Genomic DNA, 15,470 nt, shown 5'->3' with positions numbered 1-15,470 from the left:
GCGAATTCTGGACGGCGAAAAAGTCGCGCGGGCCCAGTCGCTGGAATGAGTGACGCGAAGTGAACGCAATGTTCGGTCGTTCACCGCGATGAAGCCATGAAGCTATGAAGGCGGGTTTACTGATCGTTGCCCACAGGGGAAGCCACTGCGGAAAACGCGAGCAGCTGGGGCCCGCACCCCGAGGGATGCGGGCCCCAGCTACAAAGTGCGCGTGACGTCAGGCGAGAACGATGTTCTCGGCCGTCGGGCCCTTCTGGCCCTGCGCGATGTCGAAGGTAACCTTCTGGCCCTCGAGCAGCTCGCGGAAGCCCTGGGCGGCGATGTTCGAGTAGTGGGCGAACACGTCAGCGCCGCCACCGTCCTGCTCGATGAAGCCGAAGCCCTTTTCCGCGTTGAACCACTTCACGGTACCAGCAGCCATGTTATTTCTCCTTTGGGGCAGTGCATCGGGGTCCGCACTGCGCGAACCCCGTGTCGCCGCGTTGATCACCCCGCCGGAAAGACCGGAAATACAAAAGCGCTTCCAGCGGCACGGGAGCCGCCCGGAGGCACTTGAAGTCGGGAACCACAACTGCAACTGAGATCGACATTAGCACGTCGCGGCGGCCTGTGTGCGGTGAAAAATCCGGGTCGCCTTATTGCGGCAGAGAATCTGTCCGCACGTTCCCGCGAAATCTCAGTCCGCGGGCACAGATATTGATCCAGCCGGGGCGCAGCGTTTCGACGGGCAGAACGCCGTACGACCTTTCCCGGCCTGGTCACACGCCACTCCCCCGGTGCGGGCCGCTTCGCGGCGGCTGCCGGAGCGGCTGCCACGGACGTACAACGGCCCGAGGACCGTCGGCTCGTAGATCCGGCGAGGAAGACCCGTGTGGACGCGCGCCAGGGGGTTACACAGTATGCGCTCCGCGTCTCACAGCGCGTCAGCCCGCGATGCCTGTGCGTTTACGGAATTCTGACAACTGGATACCGCACTTCAACGGATAAGGGACTCGATGGCTGCTGAAGCTGCACCGGTCACGTTGGTGCCGGTCAAGGGACGGCGCAGCCGGGGCCGGATGATCGTCTCCTGGCTGACCACCACCGATCACAAGAAGATCGGTCACCTCTATCTGATCACCTCGTTCGCGTTCTTCCTGATCGGCGGGGCGCTGGCGATGGCGATCAGGGCGGAGCTGGCCCGGCCCGGGCTGCAGTTCCTGTCCAACGAGCAGTACAACCAGGCGTTCACGATGCACGGCACGATCATGCTGCTGCTGTTCGCCACCCCGACGTTCGCCGGCTTCGCCAACGCGATCATGCCGCTGCAGATCGGCTCCCCGGACGTCGCCTTCCCCCGGCTGAACATGTTCTCGTACTGGCTGTTCGCCTTCGGCGGCCTGATCGTGCTCGGCAGCTTCCTGACCCCCGAGGGCGCCGCCGACTTCGGCTGGACCGCCTACACCCCGCTCAGCGGCGGTGAGCGCACCGCTCAGATCGGGGGCGACCTGTGGATCATGGGGCTGGCGCTGGCCGGGTTCGGCACGATTCTCGGCGCGGTCAACTTCATCACCACGATCATCTGCATGCGCGCCCCCGGCATGACGATGTTCCGGATGCCGATCTTCACGTGGAACGTCCTGCTCACGTCGGTGCTGGTCCTGCTCGCCTTCCCGGTCCTGGCGGCGGCGCTTCTCGCGCTGGAGGCGGACCGCAAGTTCGGGTCCCACATCTTCGACCCGCAGAACGGCGGGGCGCTCTTGTGGCAGCACCTGTTCTGGTTCTTCGGCCACCCCGAGGTCTACATCCTCGCCCTGCCGTTCTTCGGCGTGATCACCGAGATCCTTCCGGTCTTCTCCCGGAAACCGATCTTCGGGTACACGGGGCTGGTCGGCGCCACGATCGCCATCACCGGTCTGTCCGTGACCGTGTGGGCCCACCACATGTTCGCCACCGGTGCCGTGCTACTGCCGTTCTTCTCCTTCATGAGCTTCCTGATCGCCGTGCCGACCGGGGTGAAGTTCTTCAACTGGATCGGCACGATGTGGCGGGGCTCGATCTCGTTCGAGCCACCGATGCTGTGGGCGTGCGGCTTCCTGGTGACGTTCCTGTTCGGCGGGCTGACCGGTGTTCTGCTCGCCTCACCGCCGCTGGACTTCCACGTCACCGACAGCTACTTCGTGGTGGCCCACTTCCACTACGTCCTGTTCGGGACGATCGTGTTCGCGATGTTCGGCGGATTCAGCTTCTGGTGGCCGAAGATGACCGGCACGATGCTGGACTTCAGGCTGGAGAAGATCCACTTCTGGACGCTCTTCATCGGCTTCCACACCACCTTCCTGGTCCAGCACTGGCTCGGCGCGGAGGGCATGCCCCGCCGCTACGCCGATTACCTCGCCGCCGACGGCTTCACCGCCCTGAACACCGTCTCCTCCATCGGCTCCTTCCTCCTGGGTCTGTCGACCCTGCCCTTCCTCTACAACGTCTGGAAGACCGCCAAATACGGCAAGAAGATCGAGGTCGACGACCCCTGGGGCTACGGCCGCTCCCTGGAGTGGGCCACCTCGTGCCCGCCGCCCCGCCACAACTTCAACGCCCTGCCGCGTATCCGCTCCGAATCCCCCGCCTTCGACAACCACCACCCGGAACTCGCCGAAGTCGAGGAGCAGGTGAACGCCGGCAGGCGTGACGCCGTCGACGCCAGTGACCACAAGGGCGAGCCGACCTGATTCCCAGCCCTCCCCCGGCCCGCCGGACCGGTAGGGATCCGACCGGCCGCCGAAAGCTCCGAGCGGCCGGTTGCGGGTAGTCGGTAAGTCTCGAAGTCTTCGCAGTGGGTCGCTGGGGAACGCCAGCCGGAAGGAGACACGTCCTGTGACCGAACGGGCGCGGGTGGGCAGGGCGCTGACCGATCTGATGATGGTCAGCCATGAGGCGGCACTGGAGGACCTGCCGGCTCTGGTGGCCGACCACGCCGAAACCATCGGCTTGCACGACGTGGCGTTCTTCGTGGTCGACTTGCAAGGCAAAGTGCTGCGCCAGGTCACCGGGCAGGGCCTGGACGCCGGTGCGGGTGGCCTTGAGCTGGCCGTCGACACCACCGTGGCGGGGCTGGCGTTCCAACGGGTGGATCTCGTCGTCGAGCCGGATGCGTCGGGCGGGCGGGAGAGCCACCGGTGGTGGGTGCCGGTCACCGACGGCGTGGAACGCCTGGGCATGGTGCGCGCCGACACCGACCGGGACGACGACGCCACCCGTGACGCGCTGCGCGAGCTGGCGTCGATGGTCGCCCTGCTGCTGCTGAGCAAGCGGGCCTTCAGCGACTCCTACGCCCGACTGATCCGGACCGAGCCCATGAGCGTGGCCGCCGAGATGCAGTGGCATCTCACCCCGCCCTCAGCCTTCGCCGGCCACGCCACCACCGTCGCCGCCGCCTCGGAACCGGCCTACGACGTCGGAGGCGACGCCTTCGACTACGCCGTCGCCGACCGGGTGCTGCACCTGTCGGTGTTCGATGCCATGGGGCACGACGCCACCGCGGGCCTGACCGCCAACATGGCCGTCGCCACCTGCCGCAACGCACGCCGCCAGGGCGCCGACCTCGTCGAGACCTCCCAGGCGGTGGAGGACACCCTGCTCGCACAGTTCGGCACCAGCCGCTACGTCACCGGCATCATCGCCGACCTCGATCTGAACACCGGACGGCTCACCTGGGTCAACCGCGGCCACCACCTGCCGATCCTGCTGCGCTCCGGACGCTGGCCCCACGAGCTGCGCTGCCGCCCGGCCGGCCCCATGGGCACCGACCTGGGACTACCGGTGACCGTCTGCCACGAACAGCTACAGACCGGCGACCGCCTCATCCTCTACACCGACGGCATCGTCGAAGCCCGTGACGCCAAAGGTCGGCAATTCGGCCTGGACCGTTTCCTCGACTACGTCGTACGCCACCACGCCGACCAGTTCACCGTCCACGAGACCCTGCGCCGCCTCACCCACGCCGTCCTCGCCCACCACGACGGCCACCTGGACGACGACGCCACGGTCGTGATCGCCGAATGGGGCGACCGCGACCAGGACCACCTCACCCCCTGATCTGCGCCCCTCTTGGATGCGAGAGGGCTCAGTTCTTCTTCAGCTCCTGGGCGAGCATCACCAGGATGCCGCTGGGACCGCGGAGGTAGGTGAGCTTGTAGATGCCCTCGTAGGTCGCCACCCCGCGCAGCGGACGGCATCCGTGCTTGGCGGCTGTCTCAAGGGCCTTGTCGATGTCGTCGACCGAGAAGGCGACGCGATGCATGCCGATCTCGTTGGGACGAGTGGGCTCCGACTCGATCGCTTCGGGGTGGACGTACTCGAAGAGCTCAAGGCGCCCTTGGCCATCCGGTGTCTGGAGCATCGCGATCTTGGCGTGGTTGCCGTCCAGGCCGACGGCGGTGTCGGTCCACTCGCCACTGACCATGTCACGGCCGACGAGCGTGAGGCCGAGGTCGGTGAAAAAGGCGATCGTCGCTTCGAGGTCGCGGACGGCGATGCCGACGTTCTCCAGTTTGATGGCCATGCGCCGCATGCTATCGAGCCGGGCCGATCAGGCGCTTCCGGTGAGGGATCAGAACTGCTGTATCAGCATCCATATGACAAACCCCAGGAAGATCACGCCGACCACCCGGTTCATTGCGTAGCCCTTGCTCGTGGGCTCGGTCGCCTCGGGATTTTTCACCCAGCCTCGCTGGAGACGGCTGTTGGCCTTCCACAGCAACTGAGGGCGTACGACTTGGATCAGCCCCATGACCAGGAAGAAGCACAGGACCAGGACGAATACCCAACTGCCGCCATCGTCGTTCGGGGCGGCCTGCACTACCGCATCGAGGCTCATGAAGGGTCGGTTGCCCTGGTCTCGCACCAAGTAACGGGAGTTACTCGGTCGACGCTCTGCCTCAAGCGCAGCCGACGGTGACCTTCCCCTCCCACCTCAGGTCCCCCGCCGACCTGCCCACCAGGAGCCGGTAGGAGCCGGGCTCCACGCCCCAGTCGTGGTCCGCCTCCGACCAGTGCCGCACGGCACGCGGGCCCACCGACACCTCGGCAGTCACCGTCCGGCCCGCGTCCGCCTCAACGGCCGCGTACCCGGCAAACCAGCGCACCGGACGCTCCACCACCGAATCGGGCCGGGACAGATAGACCTGTACGACCTCGCGCCCGGCGCGGGTGCCGGTGTTGCGCACCGTCACCCGGACGGTGAACGGCTCGCCCGCGGCGACGTCGGCGGGTGCCTCCACGGCCGTGTACTGCCATGTCGTGTAGCCGAGTCCGTGGCCGAACCAGTAGGCGGGCTCGCGTCCGGCTCGCAGCCACGCCCGGTGGCCGATGTGCAGGCCCTCGTCGTAGTCGAGCCGGCCGTCGACCGGCCGAGTGCGGGTGACGGGGACGTCCGCCAGGGACGCCGCCCAGGTGGTGGGGAGCCGGCCGCCGGGTTCGGCGAGGCCGAACAGGACGTCGGCCAGGCCCGCTCCGGCCTCCTGTCCCGGGAACCACGCGAGCAGTACGGCGCCCGCTTCCCGGCGCCAGGGCAGCTCGACCGGACCGCCGCTGTTGACGATCACGACCGTGCGCGGGTTCGCGGCGGTCACGGCGCGGACCAGGTCGTCCTGATGCCCTCCGAGCGACAGTCCGGCGCGGTCGTAGCCCTCGGTCTCGCTGTGCTCGGTGGTGCCGACGACCACGATCGCGGCATCGGCGTCCCGCGCCGCCCGCACCGCGTCCGCGAGCGCGGTCGCCGCGTCCGGTTCCGGTGGCGCCGCGGCGACGACGGTGGCGCGCCCGCGTCCGGGCACCAGTTCGCGCCGAGCCACCACCCGCACGGGCCGCTTGGCGGTCAGTACCGTGCGCGCCGTCTGCAGGGGCGGGTTGACGTGGACGACGGCCGGGTCGTCCGTGTCGCCGGGGAACTCCCCGTCCAGCAGCGTGTGGTCGTCGACGGTGAGCGTCATGCGGCCGAAGCCCCCGACGCCGAAGGTCCACTCCCCGGCGTCCCGGGGATGCAGGATCGCGGCGATCTCCACGGTGTGCGCGCCGGGGGGCAGGTCCGGTTCCAACTGGCGTCCCGAGAGCCTGCGTTGCGCGTACAGCTCCTGCCCCGTCGCGTCCAGTACGCGCAGGCGTACGCCGGGGGCACCGGACTCGGGATCGGTGCACCGGTCGGTGTCGAGGGGCGCGGGTGGACAGCCCAGGGCCGGGCCGGGCTCGTACACGACCCGAGCCCTGCCTCGCAGCCGGGCCCGGATGCCGGCCAGCGGGGTGACGACGTCGGAGCAGAAGACGCCTGCGCTGCCGCCTCCTTGGACGCGCGGGGACGCGGCGTGCACGCCGAGGACCGCGACGGTGGAGAGGCTGGTGGGGGCGAGCGGCAGGACGGCGTCGTTGTGCAGCAGGACCGAACCGGCACTGACGGCGCGGCGCAGCAGCGCCCGGGTGTCGCGCGACGCCATCGCCGCGGGCCGGCGTCGGTGCTGCGGTTCCAGCGCGCCCACGCGATCGGCGAGCCGGAGCAGTCGGCGGACCTTGTCGTCGACCGCCTCCTCGGGGACCAGGCCGTCCTTCACCGCCCGTACCAGCGCGGCGCCCCAGGGGCTGTCCGGGCCCGGCATGGCCAGGTCGAGGGCGGCACGGCCGGTCTCCTCCGTCGTACGCACGGCCGCCCAGTCGGAGACGGCGACCCCGTCGAACCCCCATTCCCCCTTGAGGGGTTCGGCCAGGAGCGGGCTGGCCGTCATGGTCGTGCCGCCGACGGCGTTGTAGCCCGCCATGACCAGCCACACCCCGGCCTCGACGGCCGCCTCGAAGGGCGCGAGATACACCTCGCGCAGGGTGCGTTCGGACGCGCGGACGTCGACGGTCAGCCGGTCGGTCTCGGAGTCGTTGCCGACGTAGTGCTTGGCGGTGGCCGCCACTCCGAGGGCCTGGATGCCTCGGATCAGCGCGGCCCCGGTGCGGCCCGTCAGTTCCGGGTCCTCGGAGAAGCACTCGAAGTGGCGGCCGCCCAGCGGGCTGCGGTGGAGGTTGAGGGTCGGGGCCAGGATCACGTCGACGCCCTTACGGGCGGCCTCGGTGGCGAGCAGGCCGCCGAGCCGCTCCACCAGGTCCTCGTCCCACATCGCTCCCAGGGCGGAGGCGGAGGGCAGCAGGACCGAGGTGCGCCGCTCGTCCCAGGCCTCGCCGCGCACCCCGGCGGGCCCGTCCGAAGTCACCATCTCCCGCAGCCCGATCCCGGCTTCACCGGCGGTGCGCCACGTCGTCGCGCCGGTGAGCAGGCGCACCTTCTGTTCGAGGCTCAGCCGGTGGATGAGCCGGTCGCGTGTCTCGTCGTCCATTCCCGCCCCCACGTCCCTGCCCCCCACTCGACTGGGAGAGCGCTCTCCCAACCATCAGCTGAGCTTGTCGTCCCGTCAAGGCCCTCAGCCCGCACCCCGAAGGAGGCGCCCGGGCAGCGAAAGGGGCCCGACGGCACCCGCACCGAGCGGGTGGTCGGGCCCCGGACGACCGGCCCGGTCAGGGCAGTCGGTAGTCCGCGTTCAGAACCGCGCGCCGCTCCGGGTGGTACAGGTCGTAGCCGCGCGCGTCGCACTGGAAGCCGCCCACGATGCAGCTGTCGACCAGCGCCTTGAGGGTGCGCTCCTCCCACGCGTTGAAGAAGTCGTAGTGGAAGGAGTAACCGCGCCCGCTGGCCAGGCGGACCTGGCTCATGTCGCCGTTGACCGGGAAGGCCATCTTGAACTCGATCATCGGCACGGCGACCGGGTGGGAGGCCGGGCACATGTTGTCGTTGGTGCCGGGCTTGACGACCGGGTAGGCCATGTGGCTCTTGTGGTCGGGGGTGTCGAGGTACTTGCCGTCCCAGCAACTGGGCGCCTGGAAGCGGATGTTGAGCTGCACGTCGGGCCTGCTCGGGCAGCTGGTCGGGAAGTCGACGTTGAAGAAGCTGTCACCGCACTCCCAGCCCTCGACGAAGCCCTTGTGGCTGCGGAACTGCTGGGCGCTCTGCATGGGGTCGCCCACGACGTACCGCAGTCCCTTGGGGAAGGGTCGCACGCTGGTGTAGTCGGTGATTCCGGACTTGTAGTAGATGACCTGCGGGCCGACGGGGAGGATCTTGGTGTCCCCCTTGTACAGCGACGGCATCCAGTACGCGGAGGCGTCGGCCGGAGCCAGGCAGGTGGTGTTGCCGCCGTAGAGGCTGGCCGTCGTGCTGCCGGCGTTCGTCGTCCGGTTGCCCATGAAGGTGTGGTCGTGGGACTTGCCGGGCTGCCTCGGGTACACGATCGGGTCGTCCGGCGCGGTGTGCGTGACGGAGCAGTTGGCCTGGAACTCCTTGTGGTAGCGCGGCGGCGGGGTGGCCGTGGACGGGGTCACTCCGGTGACCTGGGGCACGGCCGGTATGTAGCCGTCGCCGTCGGGGTCGTCGGCGGACGCCTGGTTCGACACCGCCATCGTGTGGCCGGTGTGAGTGCCGGCCGAGGTGCTACTGCCCGGATCGGCCGCGGTGGCGACCGTGCCCAGGCCGAGGACCACGGCGAGGAGAGAGCCGCCGACAAGGAGTGTGGGGAGTCGTTTTGAACGCCATCTCATGGAGGGCCTCCAGCCCTTGAGTGGGGAGGGTGGGGACCCGGCAGGGGGCTGAGCGCCGCCCCCTGCCGGGGGCCTGGCGTGCTGCGTCAGCTGTAGACGCCGAACTCGTGCAGCGAGTAGCCCCAGCCGGTGCCACGCGCCGTCAGGTGCAGTCGTACGTGCCGTGCGGTCGCCGCGACGTCGATGGTGTCGATGTCACCGTTGCCGGTCGTCGTGGTGTGCACCGTGCGCCAGGTGTTTCCGTCGTCGGACACCTGGACGTCGTAGGACTTGGCGTAGGCCGGGTCCCAGACCAGCTGGAGCTTGCGAATGGCGGTGGGGGCGCCGAGGTCGACGCGGATCCACTGCGGGTCGCTCCAGTCGCTGGCCCAGCGGGTGTCCGTCCTGCCGTCCGTCGCCTTGGTGGGCTCGCAGGGGCAGTCGCCGTAGGAGGCCTGGAAGGAGGAGGCGGTGGTGGGCTTGTTCAGCGCCACGTTCGTGCCGGTGACCGGCGGGGCGACGACCTTGACGGACTTCGTCTCGATGCCGGCGTTGCCGCGGCCGTCCTGGGCCTGGATGTACACCTTCCACACGCCGAGCTTCTCGGGGGCCGTCACCGCGAAGGTCCCGGCGCCGGTGGAGCGCCACTTGGCCTCGACCAGGCGCTTGTCGCCGTTGGCGTAGTTGCCGCTGAGGAAGACCTTGTACGTGATCGGGTCCCCGTCGGGGTCGCGGACGTCGGCGCGAACGGTGAACTCGCCGCCCGCCGGGGCGGACGAGGCGGGGTTCACGGCCATGTTCGTGATGACCGGGGGCGTGTTGTCACCGCTGGTCGACCCGGTGTAGGCCCGCTTGACCGCGTAGTAGGACAGCCGCTTCAGTCCGTCGGGCACGAGGTTGAACCAGATGCCGCCGAAGTCGTGCTCGATGCCGTAGTGGAAGAGGGTGGCGCCCAGCGCGACGCCCCGGTGCCCGGTGACGCAGTCCCAGGCCTTGGTGTAACCCTCCGCCTTCTGCACGTCGGTCGGCTCGTCGGGGACGCCGTTGGCGTCGTCCGGGACCTCCCACTCCCCCGCCGGTCCGCCCTCGGTGATGATGTACGGCTTGGTGTAGCCGCCCTCGTTCCAGTCCTCCTGGACGCCGCAGATGTCGCCGTAGGAGTTCATCGAGTAGAGGTCGAGGTCGGGCGCGTTGCGCTTGTAGTACGGCCAGGCGCCGGTCCAGGCGTCGGTCGAGGTGACCGGGTGGTCGGGGTCGATGGAGTGGATCTTCTTGGCGACGTCGTTGACGAAGGAGGTGTAGGCGTTGCGCTGCGTCTCCAGCTCGGTACCGCTGTAGCAGTTCTGCAGACCGAGCACCGATTCGTTGCCGACGTTCCACATCAGCGTGGCCGGATGCGACTTGTAGGTCTCCACCCACTTCGCGAACTCGGTCAGCATGTTGTTCTTGTACGTCGTATCCGTCACGTAGTTGACGCAGCCGCCGCTGCCCGGGCCGCCGCCCGGCTGGAGCCAGAAGCCGTTGATCACGCGGATGCCGTTGGCCGCCGCCGAGTCCAGCAGCGGCTTGGTACCGGCGTCGGTACCCCAGGTGCGGATCGTGTTGACGCCCATCGACTTCACGTCGGGCATGTACTTGGGAGCATCAGCGATGGCCGGACCCCAGGTCAGCCCCTTCACCGTGTACGGCTGCCCGCCCACGGTCAGTTGCCAGTTCCCCTGCGAGCCCGACACCCGGACCGCGCCGGTGGGGGGCGGCGGGTCGTCGGTGGTCCCGTAGACCTGGAACTCCCAGAGGGAGTAGCCGTAGCCGCCGGAACGCTCGGTGCCCAGCATGCGGACGTAGCGGCCGGACCCCGTCAGGGCGAGGTCGTCCGTGCCGCCGTCGCTACCGGTCACGGTCCTCAGGGTCCGCCAGTCCGTGCCGTTGTCGGACGCCTGGATCTGGTAGCTCTTGCCGTACGCGGCTTCCCAGGTCAGGACGGCACGGCTGAGGTTCGCGCGTCGGCCGAGATCGACCTGGAGCCACTGCGGGTCGGTCCACTGACTGGACCAGCGGGTGCCGGTGAGGTTGCCGTCGACGGCCGCCGACGCGGCGTATCCGGCGCCCTCATGCGACGAGGCGGTGGCGGTCTTGCCCTGCGACAGCAGGATGTCGGCCGCCTGGGCCTGCGGGGCCGCGAGGCCGAGCGAGGACGCCACCAGCGCGCCCAGAGCCAGCACGGAGAGACCGGCACGGCGACGGGTGGGGGCGGGGGGTGAGCTGGATCTGGACACGTCTGCTCCTGGCAGGTTGGGGGTGCCGGGTGGGGAGCGCTCTCCAGGGGGTCCCCGGTCCCCGTTCGGCGCGTGACCGCGGCGTGCCGCCCGGTTCGGAACGGCACGTCGCATGGGGTGGTGCCGGGGGGGGTAGTCCGGCGGGTGCGGGCCCGGTTCGGGCACCGGGCCGCGGGGCCCCTCCGGACCGGGGCGCGGGGATGTCACCCGGGCCGGAGGGGAGTTGGTGCCGGCCTTACCGGGTCATCCGGCGGTCGGCAAACGGTGTGTCAGCGGACGGTGTGTCAGGGGAAGGACACGAGGGTGGACGGCACGGTCGAGGTTCCCGCGGGGACCGTGGACGCTCCGGTGTCATTGATGACGTGGTTGTAATGGCCCATCCCGCCGAGGGACACCACCAACAGGCTGTGGAACTTGATCCCGGGCTTGACCGGCGTCTTGAAGCCGTGGTGCTGACGGATGCTCGGGTCCACGTTGTAGTTGCAGTAGCTGCCGAGACCCCACGCCTCGTGGGTGTTCACGGAATCGTCGACCCGGTAGGCGGCGTATCCCTGGGTGGAGCCGTTCTGGATGGCGGCCTGGTTGGGCGCGTCGTAGGCCTTCTCGTTCTGGTAGAAGATCGTCCGGCCGCGCTCGCCGTACCACTCGACGTCGTACTTGTTGAAGTGCTCGACGAACAGGCCAGTGGCCAGGACGTCGTCGCCGTTGACGCGGACGCCGTAGTCGGCGCGGTTGGTCTCCCAGCCGACGCCCTCGCCGTGGTCGGCGCGCCACACCCAGGTGTGGTCGATGATCGTGTCGTCACTGTTGACGACCATGCTGGTGGTGGCCTTGCCGGCGTGCGCGCCGCCGATCCGGATGTAGACGTCCTGGACGGTGGTGGGGTTGGCGGCGTGGTCGGCGGAGGCACCCTGCGGGCCGACCTCCAGCAGCGTCGGGGAGTTGACCACGCCGGCGTCGATGAGGAAGCCGGCCAGGCGGACACCGTCGACGTCGGCGACCTTCATCGCCGTCACGCCGTTGTCCGGGATGATCGTGGCCAGGCCGAGACCCAGGACGACGGTGTTCGCCCGGTTGACGTTGATGGTCTGGTCCACGTGGTAGATGCCCGGGGTGAACAGCAGGTGCAGGCCCTGCGCGAGCGCCTGGTTGATGGTGGCGGCGGTGGCGCCGGGCTTGACGACGTAGAACTTGCTCAGCGGGATCGACTCGCCCTGCGGGGTGCCGCTCGCCCAGGTGGTGCCGCGCGCGTTGGTCCGCTTGGCGGGCGCGAAGACCTTGTACTCGTTGCCGTCCAGGTAGAGGAACGGCTTCTCGCGGGAGATGGGAGTGGTGTTCAGGGTCGTGTAGCGGGGCTCGGGGAAGCTGTTCGCCGGCGCACCCTCGACGCCCGAGAAGACCTGGTTCCACACGGAGTTGGACCAGCCACCGATGGCGCTGTCCCGGGTGTACCACTGCTGCTGCGAGTAGTTGCCGACCTGGCCGTCGACCTTGGAGTCGGCGATGTAACCGCCGCTGGCCCAACCGTAGCCGTTCGGGGCGAGGTTGAGACCGCCCTTGACGTGCATACGACGGAACGACGCCGCCTGGGAGACCGCCCACCGGTTGGTCCCGCTCACCGGGTTCAGCGCCAGGTTCTCGGCCGCACGCCAGAAGTTCTGCGTGGCGTTGCCGTTGAACCAGCCCGCGTCGACCGTCACGTCACCGTTGATGGTCGTGTCGCCGGGCTTCAGGCCGAGGCCCGCGATCTGGGTGTAGAAGCCGATCTGCGCGTTGAGGTTGTTGTACGTGCCCGGCTTGAAGAAGAAGGCGTGCCGGCCGGAGCCGAACTGCGCCGACTCCTGCTCCTTGAAGACCGCGTCCAGCTTGGCCTGGATACCCGGCGTCGACGGGTCGAAGACATGCACGTTCGATCCGAGGTCACCCCCGCCGGGCAGCTGCGGGCCGCCGGTGCCGGTCTCGCCGTACACCTTGAACTCCCAGAGCGAGTACCCGTATCCGGTGGCGCGGGTGGTGCCGTACATCCGTACGTAACGGGCCTCGCCCGTCACGGCGATGGTGTCCGTGCCGCCGTCACCGGTGGCGGTCTGGTAGGCCGTGGACCAGTCGGAGCCGTTGGTGGAGAGCTCGATGCGGTAGCCCTTGCCGTATGCCGCCTCCCAGTCCAGGACGACCTGGCTCACCTTGGTGGTCTCGCCGAGGTCGACGCGAATCCACTGCGGGTCGGAGTGGGCACTGGACCAGCGGGTGCTGCCGTTGCCGTCGACGGCGTCGGCGGCCGGAGTGCCGTAGTGCTCCTGGCTGGAGGCGGTGACCGGCTTGCCCTGCGACAGCAACACCGGCGCGGCCTCGGCCTCCTGGGCCGGTACGAAGGTGAGAAGGGCGGCGGCGAGAGCGGTGACCACCGCACCGACGACCCCTCTGCGAGTGGATCTGCGGGGTGGCGGAGGCGCCACTGACGGTATGCCAACTACGGGCATGCGGGGGCTCCTTGGAAACGAGAACGACATGGGAGAGCGCTCTCGGGAACCTTGCCCGTAACAAGAGGGGGCGGTCAAGGGATCTGTCATCACTTATCTTTCGTCTTTCATTAAGTGGCAGTTGGCCAACGCCCGGCGCTTCGGGCCATCTCCCCAGGCGGCGGCCAGGGCCACTCCCCAGACCCCGGGACAGTGATCTGGAACGAGGAAGATCCGTGGCCGTTCGGCCACTGAGGGGATGGGTACGATCCCAGCGGGCATGGCCGGAAACGGCGGGGAGAGGCGACCACCCCAGGACGGGGCCGCGCCGGACCGGAGGGACGTGCGACCCGTCGCCGACTGGAAGCAGGCCCAGGAACGGATGCCGCGCGCAGGAAACCCGCGACCGGAGGGCGCGGTGCAGATGGGGCACCAGGCCCGGGGTAGCCACCGAGGGCGAGCAGCGCGCCGGTATGACGGATCCCCGCGGCGAGCCGCCGCGTGCCGCGCGCCCAAGGACCCCGTCCCCATCCCTCTGGGCTCGGCGCGTAGGCGAGGGCGACCAGCTGTGACGGCTCGGCGACCACCTCGCGGCAGACTGCCTTGGGAAGGGCAACCGGCCCCAGCGCGCCAAGAGGATGCCGCACCCAGGTCGTTGTCGCCCTTGCCCCGGCGCACCGAAGCCGGGGTGACGGAATGTCAGAGATGTGTCGCAGCAGGTTTGCTAACTCAATTTATTAATGAGTTAATGGCCGCTCTGGGCGGCGCGACGGGTGAGCGCTCTCCGCAGCTCGCGGCGGCATTGCTCCCGGCGCCGGTGGCGCCGGAGGGCGGCCGTACGCTATACCGTTAGTAATCGTTTACCGACACGGGGGACTGACATGCCGGCCACAAGGCCCGGGGCCACGGCGAGCGACGGGAAGGCGCGACCTACCGCCAACGACGTCGCGAAAGCCGCAGGCGTGTCGCGGTCGGCGGTGTCCTTCGCGTTCAACAGCCCCGAGAAGCTCTCGACCGCGACCCGGGACCGCATCCTGGCGGCGGCCAAGGAGCTCGGCTACGCCCCGAACACCCTGGCCCGCATGCTCAAGGCCGGCCAGACCCAGTCGCTGGGCGTGCTGCTGCCCCAGAACCTCGCCCGGATCATGGAGAACCCGTACTACTCCCGGTTCCTCACCGGCGTGGGACAGGTCTGCGACGAACAGGGATACACGCTGCTGCTCACCCCGCCGCTGCGGGACAGCATGCTCAAGGCGATTCCCTACGCGGCGGTCGACGGCTTCATCGTGTGCGGCCTGGAGCACGACCGGGGCGAGGTCGCCGAGCTGCGGCGGCGCGGTATCCCCTTCGTACTCGTCGACAGCAGCCCTCACGACGGCGTTTCCAGCGTGGACGTCGACGACGAGGGCGGCGCCTACGCAGCGGTGCGGCATGTCCTGGACCTCGGCCACCGCCGGATCACGCTCCTGTCGATCGATCCGGGCCCCGAGCGGGCCGAGCGCGGTTACCGGGGCCCGCTCGCGCGCCGCATGGCCGGGGTGACCCGTGCTCTGGAGGAGGCCGGGTTGAGCCCGGCGGACATCGAGGTCGTCGAGGTTCCCGCCACGCGTATGGACGGCTTCCGGGCCACCAAGGAGTTCATGGCCGCCCGGCCTGCCACAGCGATCGTCACGATGTCGGACATCCTCGCCTTCGGAGCGGTGGACGCCCTCCACGACCTGGGGTTGGACGTCCCCCGGGATGTCTCCGTCACGGGCTACGACGACCTTCCGGACGCCTCCTGGATGAGGCCTCGCCTGACCACCGTGCGGCAGGCGATCACGACCAAGGGCCGCACCGCGGCAGATCTGCTGTGCTCGACGATCAGAGGAGAGGACCAGCATCCCCACCAGATGCTGGGCACCCACCTGATCGTGAGGGACTCCACGGCTCACGCCGCCTCCAGCACCTGACCGCCCGCCTCCTGCCCCGCCCCGTCCGCCCCGGCGTGACGGGGCTCGTTGCTTTCCCCGGTTGCCCCAGGCCAACGGCACTTTCGCTCGTTCGCACCGGGCCGTGAGCGGCGGGTAGCCAACGGGCTTTCGCGTTACAAAACCGTTAGCTAACTCCTGTTAATAACCTGCTAACGTCTGCGACACCAAAGAGCCCGCGG

Annotated in this window: 10 protein-coding genes; 3 read left to right on the top strand and 7 right to left on the bottom strand. The window is 69.1% G+C overall.

From position 1 onward, the window contains the following. Positions 1 to 217: 217 nt before the first annotated feature. Entirely contained in the window at positions 218 to 421 is a 204-nt protein-coding gene (locus tag ACFYW5_RS30660; protein ID WP_014145516.1) for a cold-shock protein, read from the bottom strand. Positions 422 to 1,058: 637 nt separating this feature from the next. Here ACFYW5_RS30660 and ctaD point away from each other — a divergent pair. Beyond that, positions 1,059 to 2,708 (top strand): cytochrome c oxidase subunit I, encoded by a 1,650-nt coding sequence (gene ctaD / locus ACFYW5_RS30655; protein WP_389420470.1) that lies wholly within the window; start codon positions 1,059 to 1,061, stop codon positions 2,706 to 2,708. Between the two features lie 145 nt (positions 2,709 to 2,853). Beyond that, positions 2,854 to 4,074, top strand: a complete 1,221-nt coding sequence (locus tag ACFYW5_RS30650; protein ID WP_389420364.1) for a PP2C family protein-serine/threonine phosphatase — start codon at positions 2,854 to 2,856, stop codon at positions 4,072 to 4,074. Positions 4,075 to 4,102: 28 nt separating this feature from the next. On the opposite strand, the gene ACFYW5_RS30645 is transcribed toward ACFYW5_RS30650, so the two are convergent. The 6 genes from ACFYW5_RS30645 to ACFYW5_RS30620 all read right to left on the bottom strand — a co-directional run bounded on the left by ACFYW5_RS30645 (position 4,103) and on the right by ACFYW5_RS30620 (position 13,339). Continuing rightward, positions 4,103 to 4,540, bottom strand: coding sequence for a VOC family protein (locus ACFYW5_RS30645; RefSeq protein ID WP_389420363.1), 438 nt, complete (start codon positions 4,538 to 4,540; stop codon positions 4,103 to 4,105). 48 nt (positions 4,541 to 4,588) lie between these two features. Continuing rightward, positions 4,589 to 4,855, bottom strand: coding sequence for a DUF6199 family natural product biosynthesis protein (locus ACFYW5_RS30640; protein WP_389420362.1), 267 nt, complete (start codon positions 4,853 to 4,855; stop codon positions 4,589 to 4,591). A gap of 61 nt (positions 4,856 to 4,916) precedes the next feature. After that, positions 4,917 to 7,349 (bottom strand): glycoside hydrolase family 3 C-terminal domain-containing protein, encoded by a 2,433-nt coding sequence (locus ACFYW5_RS30635; protein WP_389420361.1) that lies wholly within the window; start codon positions 7,347 to 7,349, stop codon positions 4,917 to 4,919. A gap of 178 nt (positions 7,350 to 7,527) precedes the next feature. Beyond that, positions 7,528 to 8,604 (bottom strand): DUF1996 domain-containing protein, encoded by a 1,077-nt coding sequence (locus ACFYW5_RS30630; RefSeq protein ID WP_389420360.1) that lies wholly within the window; start codon positions 8,602 to 8,604, stop codon positions 7,528 to 7,530. Positions 8,605 to 8,690: 86 nt separating this feature from the next. Further along, entirely contained in the window at positions 8,691 to 10,859 is a 2,169-nt protein-coding gene (locus ACFYW5_RS30625) for a discoidin domain-containing protein (RefSeq protein ID WP_389420359.1), read from the bottom strand. Between the two features lie 284 nt (positions 10,860 to 11,143). Further along, positions 11,144 to 13,339, bottom strand: coding sequence for a discoidin domain-containing protein (locus ACFYW5_RS30620; RefSeq protein WP_389420358.1), 2,196 nt, complete (start codon positions 13,337 to 13,339; stop codon positions 11,144 to 11,146). A gap of 860 nt (positions 13,340 to 14,199) precedes the next feature. Here ACFYW5_RS30620 and ACFYW5_RS30615 point away from each other — a divergent pair. Next, positions 14,200 to 15,270 (top strand): LacI family DNA-binding transcriptional regulator, encoded by a 1,071-nt coding sequence (locus ACFYW5_RS30615; RefSeq protein ID WP_389420357.1) that lies wholly within the window; start codon positions 14,200 to 14,202, stop codon positions 15,268 to 15,270. Positions 15,271 to 15,470 lie beyond the last annotated feature (200 nt).

This window comes from Streptomyces sp. NPDC002779, from assembly GCF_042888685.1.
In the GTDB taxonomy this organism is placed as follows: Bacteria; Actinomycetota; Actinomycetes; order Streptomycetales; family Streptomycetaceae; genus Streptomyces.
Note: the sequence above shows the minus strand (reverse complement) of the source record. Positions and strands in the feature narration are given on the sequence as shown.